We start from the raw sequence: 16,402 nt of genomic DNA, 5'->3' as shown, positions 1-16,402 counted from the left end.
GATGCGCCGGATGGGCGCACGGATCATGCTAGCATGTTAGTGCGCGCGCAGGGCGGGTGGCAAGGGGAACCCTGCGCGCCACGGCCGAAAGCCTGCCTCCGACGGGCGGGGAGTCCGGCCCGCGCGGCCCTGTCCCGTCCTGCTTTTGGCCCGAATCCCGTCTGCAATTTCGCCATAAATGCCGAACAAATTCTCCGTGCTCAGCCGTGGTGATGCCTGTTCCGCATCCTGCGGCGCTTTGTACGGGCGCTTGTGTAACGAGTAAACGCGGACCAGTAACATGCCACTCACGCTCGTCTCCTCGACGTACCAGGGCGCCTTGGATGGCGCCGGGCTCGTCGCCTATGATGCCGGACCGAACAACTGGGTCATCGCGACGACGGCGGCGGGCTACCGCGTCTACAACGTCACCAGCGACGGGACGACCTACGACGTCTCGGTCCAGGCGAACTACAATTTCGGCAGCACCCAGAACGGCATCCCGCTGCGCGGCATCTACACGAACTATGACCGCGACCTGAAGATCGTCGAAATCAACGGCGAGCCGCTCTTCATCGACCTGAACGACACGCATCTGAACGTCTTCTCGCTCGACGTGGCGACCGGGGTGCTGGAACTGCGGACCTCGACCAACATCAACTCCACGGGCTACGGCGACAATTACAACGTCTCGGTCCTGCCTGCCGACGATGGCAGCTCCCTCCGCATCGTCTGGGAAGAATGGGACGCGGGCGATACCCAGACCATCCTGCTCAGCGGCGACGGCCGCACCGTCCTGCAACCCAAATCCACGCTCTACGCCGACAACTACGTCTGGGCGGGCGACCTCGTCTCGGTCGACGACGGCAGCGGCGGCACCGTCCACTTCCACGTCGGCCACCAATGGGCGACCGACAACTTCTATGTCACCGAAGTCCCCGCCGACGGGTCCGCCCCCGTCACCTCGGCCCCCCAGACCGTCCCCGGCGGCGCCTATTACCCGTACGAGATCATGTCGGTCCGGATGCCGCAGGCCACGGGCCCTGACCGGACCTTCTTCTACGTCTCGAACAACGGCTCCCTCGCCACCTATGAAATCGACGCCTCCGGCAACATCGTCTTCCTGGGCAACCAGCCCGTGCCCGGCATCACTGAATACTCGGTCAGCGGCGATGTTTACCTCGACGGCAGCGGCATCCAGTACGGCAGCTTCACCGGCGGCGCGGTCGTGTCCTTCAACGCGGACGGCACGATCAACGTCGTGGCCACCGGCACCCTCCCGGATTACGAGGCCGACAACCTCGTCATCAACGGCACGGTCCATGTCGTCTCGAACGAATACGGCTACCTGCGCATCTATGACACCGGCATCGTCGCCACCGATCCCCCGCCCGTCTGCTTTGCCGCAGGCACCCGGATCGCCACCGCCCGCGGCCCCGTCCGGGTCGAGGCGCTGCGCCCCGGCGACCTCGTCCTCACCATGGACCGCGGCTATCAGCCCATCCGCTGGATCGGGTCGCGCAAGCTGGATGCGCACGACCTGCACCTGCACCCCAAATTCCGCCCCATCCGCATCCGGGCCGGGGCGCTGGGCGACGGTCTGCCCGCCGCCGACCTCGTCGTCTCTCCCCAGCACCGGGTCTTCCTGCGCTCGCGCATCGCGCGCAACATGTTCGGCCGGGACGAGGTGCTGGCCGCCGCCGTCCAACTCTTGGACATCGACGGCATCGACATCGCCCATGACAGGGCCGAGGTGGAATACTGGCACCTCCTCTTCGACCGGCACGAAATCGTCTGGGCCGAGGGCGCGCCCTGCGAATCCCTCTTCACCGGGGCCGAGGCACTGAAATCCGTCCCCCCCGCCGCGCGCGCCGAAATCCTGGCCCTGCTGCCCGACCTGCGCCACCCCGACCGCCGCCCCCAAGGCGCCCGCCCCTTCATCACCGGCCGCCAGGCCCGCAAACTCTCCCAACGCCACGCAAAGAAGAACTGCGCCCTGATCGAGGCCATCCCGCCGTTCGGGGCCCTGTCCCGTCAGGCGGCCGTGGGGGTGTGAGGGGGGCGACACTGGCCCGCAAAGATGATGCACAATGAAAACGGCCCGCCACGATGGGCGGGCCTTGATCGGTAGGACGGGGGGTCCGTCACCGCTTGCGCGGCGCTGCCGACCATGGTCCCCGGCCCAACGCCAATAGACATAGCGGGTTGGGGCCTGCTATTCAAGTCGAAGTAATCGATATGGTGTATCGTGCAGGTTGTAGACCTCATCTCGTCGGAACGGCTCCGGACCTTCGAACGCCAGACCGACACGCAGGCACGGGCGGTCGCGCTCCACAACCAAACCCTGCAACTTGATGAGACCAGGTCGCATGCGTTGAAACCTTTGCAGATGTAACTATGTTTTTGTGCAGAGGTGAGTATGATCCGTCCATCAATGTCGGTAGAGTACTGATGTTAGATCGTTGAGGTGTTGATATGGCTGCACGCATGGAAAGCGTCGCGCGCTACATCTGTGAAAAGTCTGGCTGGACAGTCACTAACCTCCAGCTGCAAAAGCTTATGTATCTGGCACAGATGATCCACATGGGACGCACGAACGGTCGCAGACTGTTTGAGGGCCGTTTTCAGGCGTGGGACTATGGTCCTGTCGAGCCAGACCTGTATCACAGGCTCAAAATGTTCGGGGCTTCTTCTGTGCGGAATGTGTTTTCGAATGCTCTGGCATTCGACCAAGACGATGCGCGTCGTAAGGTGATGAACGACGTTTGTGATCGCTTCCTTAAATATTCGGGCGGCGACCTTGTTGAGATCACGCATTGGGATGAAGGTGCTTGGGCCAAGTATTACATTCCCAAGGCGCGTAATGTAACGATTCCGGATGAGGCCATCCTTGAAGAGTACCGAAACCGAAACGCAGCATGACGACTTTGCGAGAGGCAACAGCGATTTAGATCGATTTCGGCCAGCTCCGACGTCTAAACGATTGGACGATAAGGCTGCTACGCTTGAAGCAGAACTGAGCGGGCTCAAGCAATCTTTTGCTCGGGAGCGTTACATTTATCTTTTTGTCATGTCCGTTTTGTTTGTGACGACGCTTGGCCCGAACATGAGCGGCACCATGCTCCTGTTTTTGATCGCAGCAGTATTAATATTCTTGATCGCTATGGGCAAATACCTTGATTTTCCGTGGGTCGTCATCCCGCTCGAACGCTGGCACGATTTGCTTTTTAATGCGGCTGAGCGTCGCTTGAATCGGCAAGTGATAGAAATAGAGCCCGAAAACAAGGACGATAGGTAGATAGACGACTACGCCCGCCACGGTCCCCCGTGGCGGGCGCCCTCATGTCTCCCCGTCAGGGGCCGATCACATCCCCAAGCTCGCCTTATACAGCGCGATCTGGCTGTCCCGCCCGATCTGGTCCGTGATCTTCTCCCAGGCCGCAGCGATGGCATCCGCCGTCTCCTGCGCGCTGGCGTACTGGCCGGCAAAGCCCTTGGACAGCTCGTCCTCGGCCACCGAATAGTACTGGAAGATGCCCGGGATGCGCGGTTCGATGGCCGCGTTCGGGTGGTTGTAGCTGTCCGCGTTGGAGCCGAGGTAATCCTCGACGAAGGCGCGGTCATATCCTGCCGCTTCCCACTCTTCATAGTTGAAGTGCGAGTTGCGATAGGGCTGGAAGCCCGACGGATAGGCCGCCGTCCACAGCGACAGGTCCTTGCCGCCCAGATGGGCCGCCGCAGACCAGGCCGCCTTGCGCTTCTTCTCGTCGCCCGACACGCGCGAGGTGACGTAGATGCCCCAGCCGATATAGGCCATCAGCGGCGCCTCGTTCGCCGTTTCTTCCCACGCACCGGCGGCCGAGTTGTAGCGGCGGTCCGAACCCGGGTTGATCCCGAAGCCCACCACGTCGCCCACGACCGAGGTGTCCGAGGTCCGCGCCGAAGACCCGATGTCGCCCCACCACATCAGCATGGAACCGGTGCCCGCAAGGAACTGCGAGAAGCCGGTGGTGCCGGGGTCGGCGTTGATCTGGTCGGCCGGGTATGCGCCCGCCGCGATCAGGTCCATCACGTCCTGGATGGCCTGCACCCAGCCCGGATTGTTCACGCGCGGCTTCATCGTGTCGGGGTCGAACAGCCATGCCGGATCGTCCGGATGCTTCACATAGGCCGCCGCGCGGTTGGCGATGAAGTACATGCCGAACCCGCCCCAGCCCTTCAGCGGGTCCAGATAGCCATGCGCGGGCTGCCCCGTCAGCGGGTCGGTCTGCCCGATCAGCGCCTTGGACACCGCATTCACCTGCTGCCATGTCTTGGGCACTTCCGCCCCGCCGATGGCACCTTCGCCGAAATAGTCGGTCCGGTAGGCGAAGGTGTGGCAGTCGCCGTCGATGGTCACGCGATACTGCTTGCCATCCCAGGTGCCGACCGGCGGCTTGAGATACCCCACGAGGTCGTCCGCCTCGATCTGCGTCGCCACCCAGTCAGGCATGGGGTCCAGCAGACCCTTGCCCGCCGTGTCACCCTCGAAGGGCGCACCCATCTCGAGGATGTCGAAATCGACCGTGCCGGTCGCGATCGACTGCTGCAGGCGCGCGTTGTAATCGGCCTGCGCAAGGTCGATCCAGTTGATCTTGGCCCCCGTGTAGGCCTCCCACGGCTTCAGGAACCCGCGGAACAGGAAGTTGTGCAGGTTCTGGTTGTTCAGACCCATGAAGGTCAGCTCCACCCCCGCGAATTCCCCCTCGGCCACATTGGCCTTGGTGGCTTCAAGGCACATTTCCCCGACCTTCTGCCAGTCGGCATCCGTGGGCGACCCCGCACCCACGCCCGGGATCTTCAGGATCTCGGCCCGCAGCGCGCCCGAATGGCTGGCCGCCATCGCGGGACGGAACCCGCCCATCGCGCCCGACACCGCCGTCACCGCACCCAGCGCCGTCGCGCCCTGCAGCAACTGGCGGCGGCTCATGCGCGCCCTGATCACTTCGTAAGCTCCAACCTTCACGTCTTTATCCTCCCAAGGATGCGGTCCTTGCCCCGCAGGGCGTCGACCTTTTTGCTTTTCGTGATGTGTCTCGCGTCTGGAATGTCACCGGCAGCGCCCCGTGCGGCGCTCCACCCATTCACGCATGGGGCCTCCCAACCCCGATTGGCAGCATTCCTCAGGGGCAAGCTTGGCGCGGGGCAGGGCACCTGTCAAGCTTCTAACATGTTAGTATGATTAGTCTGTGGACAGGCCCCGTCCCACCCGCTACCTATCATTGCAAAACCTTGGGAGGGGTGCATGGCCGAGGTCACGATCCGCGCGCTGAAAAAGTCCTATGGCGGGCTGCAAGTCGTCCACGGCCTCGACCTCGATATCCATGATGGCGAATTCGTCGTCCTCGTCGGCCCCTCGGGCTGCGGCAAGTCCACGCTGTTGCGGATGATCGCGGGGCTGGAAGAGGTGACGTCGGGCGACATCCGCATCGGGGACCGGCGCGTCAACAACCTGCCGCCCTCGGAACGCGACATCGCGATGGTGTTCCAGAACTACGCGCTCTACCCGCACAAGACGGTGGCGGCGAACATGGGCTTCGCGCTGAAAATGCGCGGGATGGACAGGGCCGAAATTGACAGCCGCGTGAAACGCGCCGCCGAGGTGCTGGGCCTGACCCCCTATCTCGACCGCTATCCCCGCGCGCTCTCGGGCGGGCAGCGCCAGCGCGTCGCCATGGGCCGCGCCATCGTGCGCGACCCGCAGGTGTTCCTCTTCGACGAACCGCTGTCGAACCTCGACGCCAAGCTGCGCGTGCAGATGCGCACGGAAATCCGCGAACTGCACCAGCGGCTGAAGACCACCACCGTCTATGTCACCCATGACCAGATCGAAGCCATGACGATGGCCGACAAGATCGTCGTCATGCAGGGCGGCCGCATCGAACAGGTCGGCGCGCCGCTGGAACTTTACGACCGCCCCGCCAATACCTTCGTCGCCTCCTTCATTGGCTCGCCCTCCATGAACATGATCGAAGGCGTGGTGAAGGGCGGCGCGGTGCAGGCGGGCGGCGCGACCCTGCCGCTGCCCCCCGCCATGAAGGTGGCCGAAGGGCGCGAGGTGATCTACGGCATCCGGCCCGAAAACCTCGGACACTCTGCCACAGGCATCGCAGGCACCATCGCCGTGGTCGAACCCACCGGCTCCGAGACCCATGTCGTCGTCCGGATCGAGGGGCGAGAGCTTGTCGCCGTCTTCCGCGACCGCGTCACCCACCGCCCGGGCGACAGCATCACACTGGCCCCCACCGATCCGGCTGGTGTCCACCTCTTCGACAAATCCAGCGGCACCCGCTTCTGACCGCCTTACCGGAGGAACCATGCTCAAGGGTATAGACAACCGCCTGAACGCCGACGTGCTGCGCGTCCTGCGCGCGATGGGCCATGGCGATGTGCTGATCGTGGCCGACACCAACTTCCCCTCCGACTCCGTCGCGCGTGCCACGGTGACGGGCGAACTCCTCCGCATGGAAAACCTGACCTGCGCGCAGGCGGTGAACGCCATCCTCTCCGTCCTGCCGCTCGACACCTTCGTGGACGATTTCGCGGGCCGGATGGAAGTCGTCGGCAACCCCGCCGAAATCCCGCCTGTCCAGCAGGAGGTGCAGGCCGAGATCGACCGCGCCGAAGGCCGTCACCGCCCGATGATCGGCATCGAACGCTTTGCCTTCTATGACATGGCGCGCAAATCCTATGCCGTCATCCAGACCGGCGAACGCCGCTTCTATGGCTGCTTCATGTTCCGCAAGGGCGTGATCCCGCCGGAGGCTTGAAGATGTCCGATATCGTCATCCTCGGCATCTTCGTGGCCGACACCGCCTATCGCGCCGACCGCCAGCCCAAGATGGGCGAAACCATCCTCGGCACCTCCTTCGCCCTTGGCCCGGGCGGCAAGGGGTCGAACCAGTCCGTCGCCGCAGCCATGGCAGGCGGCGATGTCACCATCATCAGCCGACTGGGCAAGGACGCCTTCGCCGACATCGCGCGGGCGACATGGGCCAAGGCGGGCGTGAAATCCGCCATCACCGAAGACGCCGAAAGCTATACGGGCGCAGCCTACATCTTCCTTGAAAACGCCACCGGCAACAACGCCATCATCGTCGCCGCCGGTGCCGCAGGGCGCATATCGGTTCAGGATGTGGAGGCCAACCGCGCCCTGATCGAAGGCGCCAAGCTCTTCATCACCCAACTGGAACAGCCCATCCCCGCCGCCCGCCGCGCGCTGGAGATTGCCCGCGCCGCAGGCGTCCGCACCATCCTGAACCCCGCGCCCGCCGCCGAACTGGATGACGCCTTCCTCGCGCTCTGCGACATCGTCACGCCAAACGAGTCGGAAACCGAAAGCCTGACGGGCCTTCCCGTGACCACCATCCCCGAGGCCGAAGCCGCCGCCCGCGCCCTTCTGGCGCGCGGGGTGGGGGCCTGCCTCATCACGCTGGGCGAACGCGGCGCGCTCTATGTGGACCGCGACCGCAGCTTCCACGTCCCCGTCATCAGCGCGGGCAAGGTGCTGGACACCACGGGGGCAGGGGACGCCTTCAACGGCGGCTTCGCCGTGGCGCTGACCGAAGGCCGCGACGTGGTCGACGCGGTGCGCTTCGGCTGCGCCACGGCGGGCATCTCGGTGACGCGGGCGGGCACCGCCCCCGCCATGCCCGCGCGGGCCGAGATCGAGGCGCTTCTGGCCGCGCAGGGGTAGCGATTTCCGACGCGGAAATCGCGCCGGAATTTGACGCAAATTCCGGACCCGCGCCACGCCTGCCATCGGTCTCTGCGTCAGAAACCGGCGCGGAATTTGCGTGAAATTCCGCGGCACCCGTCCCTCATCCGGCGTTGGGGTTCCTGCGGAATCGCTCCGCCCCACCCATGGTTAACGCCCCCTTTCCCCCCCGTGCGTATGCACAGTCTGCGGTACAGCCCTCTGCACAACGTCCGGCACAGCCCCGTTCCACCCCTCTGCGCCAATTAATCCAGCGCCCGCAACGACTTGCCCCGCCCCGTTGACAGCCCCGCAGCGCCGCCCCACTCTCCGCCCATGACCGCCCCCCAACTCATCATCTTCGACTGCGACGGCGTCCTCATCGACAGCGAAGTCATCTCCGCCCGCCAGTTGATCGAGGAGTTGAAGGGCTACGGGGTCGAGATGGACATGGCCTTCGTGTCCCGCCATTTCCTCGGTCGCTCCTACCCCGTCGTCCTGAAAGAGGTGCGCGACCGCTGGGGCGTGCAGCTTCCCGACCGGTTCGAAGCCGATTACCGCGCCCGCCTGCTGGCCGCTTTCGAACGCGACCTCAAGGTGATGCCGGACGTCACCGAAACCATCCGCGCCCTCGCGCTGCCCTATTGCCTCGCCACCTCCTCCAGCCCCGAACGGATGCGCCGATCCCTTGAAATCACGGGACTTTCCGACCTGTTCGACGGGTTGACCTTCACCGCCTCGGACGTGGCGCGCGGCAAGCCCGCCCCTGACCTCTTCCTCCATGCCGCCGCCCGCATGGGCGCCGATCCCGCCGCCTGCATCGTGATCGAAGACAGTCTGAACGGCGTCCGCGCGGGCCTTGCCGCCGGAATGCGCGTCTGGCGCTTCACGGGGGGCAGCCATCTGAAAGGGCTTGACCTGACCCCGCCCGACGATGCCATTCCTGAGGCCAGCTACGACGGCTTCCCCGCCCTGCGCGCCGCGCATCCGGGGCTGTTCGCCGCTGAAAGAGTGAAGTGACCATGACGCTGCCGGAACAGGAACCCAGCCAGGCCGACGATGCCGCCCGCGCGGGCTGGCTCTATTACGTCGCCGGAATGACGCAGGACCAGATCGCCCGCGAACTGGGCGTCAGCCGCCAACGTGCCCAACGCCTTGTCAGCCGCGCCATGGCGGACGGGCTGGTCCATGTCCGCATCGAACATCCCATCGCGGCCTGTCTTGAACTGGAACAGGCACTTACCGACCGTTTCGGCCTGACCCGCGCCCGCGTGGCACCCGGTCTGGGGCAGGGTGCCGATGCCGTGCGCGCCATCGCCCCCTCGGCCGCGCAGGAACTGGAACGCTTCCTCGCCATGCCCGACCCGCTGGTCATCGCGCTGGGCACGGGCCGAGCGCTCAGGGGGATGGTTGACGCCATGACCACGCTCGACGCGCCACAGCACCGGCTTGTCTCTATGATCGGCAACATCGCGCCCGACGGGTCCGCCTCCTTCTTCGACGTCATCATGCGGATCGCCGACAAGGTGCGCGCCCCGCATTACCCCATGCCCATGCCCGTGATCTCCTCCACGCGCGAGGAATTCGCGGCCTTCACCGCGCTTGGCCCCATCCGGCAGGTGCGGCAACTGGCCGAACGCGCCGATGTCATCTTCGTGGGCGTGGGCCAGATGGGTGACGATGCGCCGCTTCTGGCCGACGGTTTCATCACCCGCGCGGAGCTCGCCTCGCTGCAAAAGCGCGGCGCGGTGGGCGAGGTGGCAGGCTGGGTCTTCGATGCCGAGGGGCGCTATCTCGAAAGCCCCGAGGAAACCCGTCTGGGCGGGGTGCGGATCGACCCGCGCCTGTCCCGCCCCGCCATCGGGGTTGCGGCGGGACCGTCCAAGGTGCCCGCGATCCATGCCGCGCTCAAGGCGGGCATCCTGAACGGCGTGGTTACCGACGAATCGTCTGCCCGCGCGATTCTGGCGCGGGGCTGACCTCCCGCCGATGCCGCGCCGCGGCGTCGTGCAACGGCGGGAACCAACGGCCCGCTTCGGTGTTGTGCTTCAGGCTTTATCCATTTTCCGGGCAGAGTTTTTGCCCGCTTGCTGAATTTCCGCTCAACAAGCTACTTGACGCGGGGCACAGGAATATGGGTAATTGCTCATTATGCGATTAAATGCTCAGTCGCTTCTATGGGAGGATACCAATGAAAATGACGCTTCGCGCGCTTCTCGGCGCGACTGTCTCGCTTACCCTCGCGGGGGCGGCACTGGCCGAGACGACGATCACCGTCGCCACCGTGAACAACGGCGACATGATCCGGATGCAGGGCCTGATGGACGACTTCTACGCCAAGCACCCCGACATCAAGGTCGAGTGGGTGACGCTCGAGGAGAACGTCCTGCGCCAGAATGTGACCACCGATATCGCAACCGGTGGCGGCCAGTATGACGTGCTGACCATCGGCACCTACGAGGTTCCGATCTGGGGCAAGCAGGGCTGGCTCGTCTCGCTCAACGACCTGCCCGCCGAATATGACGTGGACGACCTGCTTCCCGCCATCCGCGGCGGCCTGACGGTCGACGGCAACCTTTATGCCGCGCCCTTCTACGGCGAATCCTCGATGGTCATGTACCGCAAGGACCTGATGGAAGCGGCAGGGCTCACCATGCCCGACGCGCCGACCTGGGCCGATATCGAAAAAGCCGCCGCCGCGATGACCAACCGCGATCAGGACATCAACGGCGTCTGCCTGCGCGGCAAGGCCGGCTGGGGCGAGAACATGGCCTTCCTGACCGCCATGTCCAACTCCTTCGGCGCGCGGTGGTTCGATGAAAACTGGAACCCCCAGTTCGACCAGCCGGAATGGAAGGCGACGCTGGACTTCTACCTGAACCTGATGAACAACTACGGCCCAGCCGGTGCCTCGAACAACGGGTTCAACGAAAACCTGACCCTGTTCCAGCAGGGCAAGTGCGGCATGTGGATCGACGCGACCGTTGCGGCATCCTTCGTGACGGGCAAGGATTCCACCGTGGCCGACAAGGTGGGCTTTGCGCTGGCACCCGACAACGGGCTGGGCAAGCGCGGCAACTGGCTCTGGGCCTGGTCGCTGGCGATCCCGTCCTCGTCGGATGCGCAGGATGCGGCCAAGGCCTTTGTGAACTGGGCAACCAGCAAGGAATATCTGGAACTCGTCGCCTCGAAAGAGGGCTGGGCCAACGTTCCTCCGGGCACGCGCACCTCGCTTTACGAGAATCCGGAATATGCCAAGGTTCCGTTTGCCAAGATGACGCTGGACAGCATCAACGCGGCCGATCCGAACGCCCCGACCGTGAAGCCTGTTCCCTATGTCGGCGTGCAGTTCGTCGCCATCCCCGAATTCCAGGGGTTGGGCACGACGGTCGGCGAAATCTTCTCGGCCGCCCTTGCAGGCCAGAAGACCGCTGACGAAGCGCTGGCCGAGGCTCAGGCCGCCGTGACGGATGAGATGAAGGCCGCAGGCTACATCCAGTAATCCTCCCGGATTGGGGTCGGCCTTCGGGCCGGCCCCGGTTTTACTGCGAATTCCCAATTGGTTATGTCTGCCGCAGGGGGTTATCCCTGCCTGCATACCGCCGGATATCCCGCGCCTTTTTCCGGAGACAGCCCATGTCCACCCAATCCACCCGTCTCGCCGCGCGCCTGATGGTGGCCCCTTCGGTCTTTGTCCTGTTCATCTGGATGATCGTACCGCTGGCCATGACGCTGTATTTCTCGTTCCGCTTCTTCCGCCTGCTGACGCCGGAACGGTCGGGATGGGTCGGGTTCACCCATTACCTCTGGTTCCTGAATGCTCCGGATTTCTGGCTTGCGCTGTTCAACACGCTGGCGCTGGTGGGGGGTGTCCTCGTCATCACCGTCATCCTCGGCGTCCTGATCGCGCTTCTGATCGACCAGCCGGTGAAGGGGCAGGGGATGCTGCGTATCCTCGTCATCGCGCCCTTCTTTGTCATGCCGCCCGTCGCGGCCTCGATCTGGGAAAACCTGTTCATGCACCCGCAGAACGGCCTGTTTTCCGCCATCGCCCGCGGCTTCGGCCAGCAACCCATCCTGTTCCTCGAGAATTACCCGCTGATGTCGGTCATCGGCATCGTCTCGTGGGAATGGCTGCCCTTTGCCACGCTGATCTTCCTGACCGCGCTGCAATCGCTCTCCTCGGAACAGCTCGAGGCGGCCGAGATGGACGGGGCCTCGCCCCTCAACCGCTTCCGCTACATCATCCTGCCGCACCTGACCCGCGCCATCACGGTGGTCATCCTGATCCAGACCATCTTCCTTCTGGGCATCTTCGGCGAGATCTTCACCACCACCCAAGGCGGGCCCGGCTCTGCCTCCACCACGCTGCCCTACATGATCTTCAAACAGGCCATCGTGGCCAAGGATATCGGCCGCGCCGCGGCAGGCGGGATCATCGCGGTGATCCTTGCCAATATCGTCGCCTACTTCCTGATGCGCGGCATCGGGCGGCACCTGGATAACTGAGGGGACACAGAACATGGCCCGCGCCGCATCGCCCCGCCGCACACTCCTTACCACGCTGGCCGCATGGTCCGTCGCGCTGGTGATCTTCTTCCCCGTCCTGTGGATGATCCTGACCAGCTTCAAGACCGAAGCCTCGGCTGTCGCCATGCCGCCGGAATTCCTCTCGGCCGACTGGACGCTGGAGAATTACGAAACCGTCTGGTCCCGTTCGGACTATCCGCGCTTCTTCTGGAATTCCGTCGTGATTTCCGTGGGCTCGACGCTCCTTGGCCTTGCCATCGCGATCCCTGCCGCATGGTCCATGGCCTTTGTGCCGGGCAAGCGGACGAAGGATCTTCTGATGTGGATGCTGTCCACCAAGATGATGCCCGCCGTGGCGGTCCTCATCCCGCTCTATCTGGTGTTCCAGAGGATCGGGCTGTTCGACACCAAGCTCGGCCTGATCCTCGCGCTGATGCTGATGAACCTGCCGATCATCATCTGGATGCTCTACACCTATTTCAAGGAAATCCCCGGCGAAATCCTCGAGGCCGCGCGGATGGACGGCGCCTCGCTTTGGAACGAGATCGTCTATGTCCTGACGCCCATGGCGCTGCCCGGCATCGCCTCGACCATGCTCCTGAACATCATCCTTGCGTGGAACGAGGCGTTCTGGACCATCACCCTGACCACGACCAAGGCAGCCCCCCTGTCGGCCTTCATCGCCAGCTTTTCGGCCCCGCAGGGCCTGTTCTACGCGAAACTTTCGGCAGCCAGCGCCATGGCCATCCTGCCGATCCTGATCCTTGGCTGGTTCAGCCAGAAGCAACTCGTCCGCGGCCTGACCTTCGGCGCGGTGAAGTGAGGAAGAGATGGGAAAGATCCAGCTTTCACAGGTCCGCAAATCCTTTGGTGACGTCGATGTCATCCCGGGGATCGACCTTGCCATCGAGGATGGCGAATTCGTCGTCTTCGTCGGCCCCTCGGGCTGCGGCAAGTCCACGCTCCTGCGCCTGATCGCGGGGCTGGAGGATACGACCTCGGGCACCATCGCCATCGACGGCAAGGACGCGACGCATCTGCCGCCCGCCAAACGGGGGCTGGCGATGGTGTTCCAGTCCTATGCCCTTTATCCGCATATGACGGTTCGGAAAAACATAGCCTTCCCGCTGAAGATGGCGGGAATGTCGGACGCCGAACAGGCCGCGCGGGTGGAACGGGCGGCAAAGGTTCTGAACCTTGACTCCTACCTCGACCGCCGCCCCGGTCAGCTGTCGGGCGGCCAGCGCCAGCGCGTCGCCATCGGGCGCGCCATCGTGCGCGAACCTTCGGCCTTCCTCTTTGACGAGCCGCTCTCGAACCTCGACGCCGCGCTGCGCGTGGGGATGCGGCAGGAGATCACGGAACTTCACCAGTCTCTCAAGACCACCATGATCTACGTGACCCATGATCAGGTCGAAGCCATGACCATGGCCGACAAGATCGTCGTCCTGAACGCCGGACGGGTGGAACAGGTGGGATCGCCGCTGGAGCTGTACCACAGCCCCCGCAACCTCTTTGTCGCGGGCTTCATCGGCAGCCCGAAGATGAACTTCCTGGAAGGGGCCGAGGCGGCACGTCACAACGCGGCAACGGTGGGCGTCCGGCCGGAACATATCGACATCGTGGATGGCGGGCCGTGGCAGGGGACGGTCGGGCTGACCGAACATCTCGGCTCCGACACCTTCCTGAAAGTGACGCTCGATACCGGCGAGACGGTCAATGTCCGCGCCAGCGGCGAGGTCGGGCTGCATCACGGCGACCGCATCACGCTCGCCCCGCAGGCGGGCAAGATCCATCGCTTCGGCGCAGACGGAAAGGCACTGGCATGAGACTTCAGGGAAAGACCGCGCTGATCACGGGGGCCGCGCGGGGCATCGGTCTGGAATTCGCCCGCGCCTATATCGCGGAAGGCGCGCGTGTGGCGCTGGCCGACATCAACGCCGAAGCGGTTGAAAAGGCGGCGGGGTCGCTGGGTCCGCAGGCCGTGGCCGTGCAGATGGACGTCACGCGGCAGGACAGCATCGACGCGGGCTTTGCCGATGCGGTGGGCAAACTCGGCCATCTCGACATCCTGATCAACAACGCGGCCCTGTTTTCCGCCGCGCCCATCGTGGAAATCACGCGGGCCGATTACGACCGCCTGTTTGCGGTCAACGTGGCGGGCACCATGTTCTGCACGCAGGCCGCCGCACGCCACATGATCGCGCGGGGGCAGGGTGGTACCATCATCAACATGGCGTCACAGGCGGGACGCCGCGGCGAAGGCCTTGTCGCCGTCTATTGCGCCACCAAGGCCGCCGTCATCAGCTTTACCCAGTCGGCGGGGCTGAACCTGGTCGCCCACGGCATCAACGTGAACGCCATCGCGCCGGGCGTGGTGGATGGCGAACATTGGGACGGGGTGGATGCCTTCTTCGCGAAATACGAAAACAAGCCGTTGGGCCAGAAAAAGCGCGAGGTGGGCGCGGCGGTCCCCTTCGGGCGGATGGGCACGGCGGCGGACCTGACCGGCATGGCGATCTTCCTTGCCACGCCCGAGGCGAAATACATCGTCGCGCAGTGCTTCGGCGTCGATGGCGGGAACTGGATGGCCTGAGATGCGGCTTGCGGGCAGGACGGCATTGATCACGGGGGGCGCGCGCGGCATCGGCGCGGCCTTCGCGCGTGCCTTCCTGCGCGAGGGCGCGGTGGTGACGGTGGCCGATCTGGGTGACAGCGTGCACGCCGCCGCAAAGACCATGGGCGCACAGGGCATCGTGATGGACGTGACGCGGCAGGACAGCATCGACGCGGGCGTGGCGCAAGCCATTGAAACCATGGGCCATGTCGACATCCTCGTGAACAATGCGGGCGTCTACGACCTTGCCGCCGTCCCGGACATCACCCGCGACAGCCATGACCGCCTCTTTGCGGTGAACGTGGCGGGAACGCTGTTCACGATGCAGGCCGTCGCGCGGCACATGATCGCGCGGCGGCAGGGCGGCAAGATCATCAACATGGCCTCGCAGGCGGGCCGCCGCGGCGAACCGCTGGGCGCGGTCTATTGCGCGACCAAGGCGGCCGTAATCTCGCTCACGCAATCCGCGGGGCTGAACCTGATCGCCCATGGAATCAACGTCAACGCCATCGCGCCGGGCGTCATCGAGAGCGACATGTGGGATCACGTGGACGCGCTTTTCGCGCGGGCCGAGGGGCTGCCGGTCGGGGAAAAGAAGCGCATCGTGGGGCAGGGCGTCCCCTTCGGCCGCTTCGGCACGCCGGACGAGGTGGCGGGGATGGCGGTGTTCCTTGCGTCAAACGATGCGGATTACGTCGTGGCGCAGTGTTACGGCGTTGATGGCGGCAACTGGATGGCATGAGGGCGCGATGGACCTGCAACTGACGGGCAAGACGGCGGTGATCACGGGCGGGTCCGTGGGCATCGGCCTTGGCGTGGCGCGGGCCTTCGCGCGGGAGGGCGCGGACGTCATCCTCGCCGCCCGCGACGGCGCGCGGGCCGTGGGCGAGGCCGCCCGCATCCGTGCCGATTTCGGCGTCAGGGCGCTGGCCGTCGCGGCGGATGTGGCAACGCCTGAAGGCTGCGCCGCGCTGGTTTCAGCGACCGAAGGCTTCGGCGGCTGCGACATCCTCGTGAACAACGCGGGCACCGGATCGAACGAGACGATCATGGACGCCCCCGACGACAAGTGGATGGACTACTGGTACCTGCATGTCATGGCCGCCGTGCGACTTGCGCGCGGGCTGGTACCGATGATGCGCACGCGCGGCGGCGGGGCGATCCTGAACAACGCCTCGATCTGCGCGGTGCAGCCCCTGTGGTATGAACCGATCTACAACGTGACCAAGGCGGCACTCCTGATGCTGTCCAAGACCATGTCGACGGAATTCATCCGCGACAACATCCGCGTCAATACCGTGAACCCCGGCCTGATCCTGACCCCCGACTGGGTCAAGACGGCCAAGCAGCTCTCTGCCCCCACCGGCGGCGACTGGGAGGGGTATCTCCAATCCGTGGCCGACGAACACGCCCCGATCCGCCGCTTCGGCACGGTCGAGGAACTGGCCGATTTCTTCGTCTTCCTCTGCTCGCCCCGCGCGAGCTACTGCACCGGCGCCACGTTCCACGTGGATGGCGGGATGCTCAAATCCGTCTGAGGC

At 64.8% G+C, this 16,402-nt stretch carries 16 protein-coding genes; 15 read left to right on the top strand and 1 reads right to left on the bottom strand.

Annotated elements, in window-relative coordinates; all coding sequences use genetic code 11:
• The first annotated feature begins 280 nt into the window (after window positions 1–280).
• The 3 genes from GU927_RS01815 (at window position 281) to GU927_RS01805 (ending at window position 3,277) form a co-directional block, all read left to right on the top strand.
• Window positions 281–2,035, top strand: coding sequence for a Hint domain-containing protein (locus tag GU927_RS01815; protein WP_161760584.1), 1,755 nt, complete (start codon window positions 281–283; stop codon window positions 2,033–2,035).
• A 419-nt stretch (window positions 2,036–2,454) separates the two neighbouring features.
• Window positions 2,455–2,901, top strand: a complete 447-nt coding sequence (locus tag GU927_RS01810) for a Panacea domain-containing protein (RefSeq protein ID WP_161760582.1) — start codon at window positions 2,455–2,457, stop codon at window positions 2,899–2,901.
• Window positions 2,870–3,277 (top strand): hypothetical protein, encoded by a 408-nt coding sequence (locus tag GU927_RS01805; protein ID WP_161760580.1) that lies wholly within the window; start codon window positions 2,870–2,872, stop codon window positions 3,275–3,277. Before GU927_RS01810 ends, GU927_RS01805 begins: the two co-directional genes overlap by 32 nt.
• Before the next feature lie 66 nt (window positions 3,278–3,343).
• On the opposite strand, the gene GU927_RS01800 is transcribed toward GU927_RS01805, so the two are convergent.
• Window positions 3,344–4,984 carry an extracellular solute-binding protein gene (locus tag GU927_RS01800; RefSeq protein ID WP_161760578.1) on the bottom strand — a complete coding sequence of 547 codons (1,641 nt, stop codon included), beginning with the start codon at window positions 4,982–4,984 and terminating at the stop codon, window positions 3,344–3,346.
• A 279-nt stretch (window positions 4,985–5,263) separates the two neighbouring features.
• Between GU927_RS01800 and GU927_RS01795 the strand changes: the two genes are divergently transcribed.
• The 12 genes from GU927_RS01795 to GU927_RS01740 all read left to right on the top strand — a co-directional run bounded on the left by GU927_RS01795 (window position 5,264) and on the right by GU927_RS01740 (window position 16,399).
• Window positions 5,264–6,316, top strand: coding sequence for an ABC transporter ATP-binding protein (locus tag GU927_RS01795; RefSeq protein WP_161760576.1), 1,053 nt, complete (start codon window positions 5,264–5,266; stop codon window positions 6,314–6,316).
• 19 nt (window positions 6,317–6,335) lie between these two features.
• Entirely contained in the window at window positions 6,336–6,788 is a 453-nt protein-coding gene (locus GU927_RS01790; RefSeq protein ID WP_161760574.1) for an RbsD/FucU family protein, read from the top strand.
• Window positions 6,789–6,790: 2 nt separating this feature from the next.
• Window positions 6,791–7,714 (top strand): ribokinase, encoded by a 924-nt coding sequence (rbsK, locus tag GU927_RS01785; protein ID WP_161760573.1) that lies wholly within the window; start codon window positions 6,791–6,793, stop codon window positions 7,712–7,714.
• A 336-nt stretch (window positions 7,715–8,050) separates the two neighbouring features.
• Window positions 8,051–8,734 (top strand): HAD family hydrolase, encoded by a 684-nt coding sequence (locus tag GU927_RS01780; RefSeq protein ID WP_161760571.1) that lies wholly within the window; start codon window positions 8,051–8,053, stop codon window positions 8,732–8,734.
• Window positions 8,735–8,736: 2 nt separating this feature from the next.
• A complete protein-coding gene (locus tag GU927_RS01775) occupies window positions 8,737–9,693 on the top strand; it encodes a sugar-binding transcriptional regulator (protein ID WP_161760569.1) in 957 nt (318 codons plus the stop codon).
• A gap of 212 nt (window positions 9,694–9,905) precedes the next feature.
• Window positions 9,906–11,216, top strand: coding sequence for an ABC transporter substrate-binding protein (locus GU927_RS01770; protein WP_217765501.1), 1,311 nt, complete (start codon window positions 9,906–9,908; stop codon window positions 11,214–11,216).
• A gap of 134 nt (window positions 11,217–11,350) precedes the next feature.
• Window positions 11,351–12,223, top strand: a complete 873-nt coding sequence (locus GU927_RS01765; protein ID WP_161760567.1) for a carbohydrate ABC transporter permease — start codon at window positions 11,351–11,353, stop codon at window positions 12,221–12,223.
• A 13-nt stretch (window positions 12,224–12,236) separates the two neighbouring features.
• Window positions 12,237–13,067 carry a carbohydrate ABC transporter permease gene (locus tag GU927_RS01760; RefSeq protein WP_161760565.1) on the top strand — a complete coding sequence of 277 codons (831 nt, stop codon included), beginning with the start codon at window positions 12,237–12,239 and terminating at the stop codon, window positions 13,065–13,067.
• 7 nt (window positions 13,068–13,074) lie between these two features.
• A complete protein-coding gene (locus GU927_RS01755) occupies window positions 13,075–14,073 on the top strand; it encodes an ABC transporter ATP-binding protein (protein WP_161760563.1) in 999 nt (332 codons plus the stop codon).
• Window positions 14,070–14,840: an L-iditol 2-dehydrogenase gene (locus GU927_RS01750; protein ID WP_161760561.1), complete on the top strand. Its 771-nt coding sequence runs from the start codon at window positions 14,070–14,072 to the stop codon at window positions 14,838–14,840. Before GU927_RS01755 ends, GU927_RS01750 begins: the two co-directional genes overlap by 4 nt.
• Window position 14,841: 1 nt before the next feature.
• A complete protein-coding gene (locus tag GU927_RS01745; RefSeq protein ID WP_161760559.1) occupies window positions 14,842–15,603 on the top strand; it encodes an L-iditol 2-dehydrogenase in 762 nt (253 codons plus the stop codon).
• Complete coding sequence (locus tag GU927_RS01740) at window positions 15,581–16,399, top strand: SDR family NAD(P)-dependent oxidoreductase (protein ID WP_232489092.1); 819 nt, start codon at window positions 15,581–15,583, stop codon at window positions 16,397–16,399. Before GU927_RS01745 ends, GU927_RS01740 begins: the two co-directional genes overlap by 23 nt.
• Window positions 16,400–16,402: the final 3 nt, after the last annotated feature.

This window comes from Paragemmobacter amnigenus, assembly GCF_009908265.2.
GTDB classification, from domain to species: Bacteria; Pseudomonadota; Alphaproteobacteria; order Rhodobacterales; family Rhodobacteraceae; genus Paragemmobacter; species Paragemmobacter amnigenus.
This window is presented reverse-complemented; position numbering and strand designations above follow the sequence as displayed.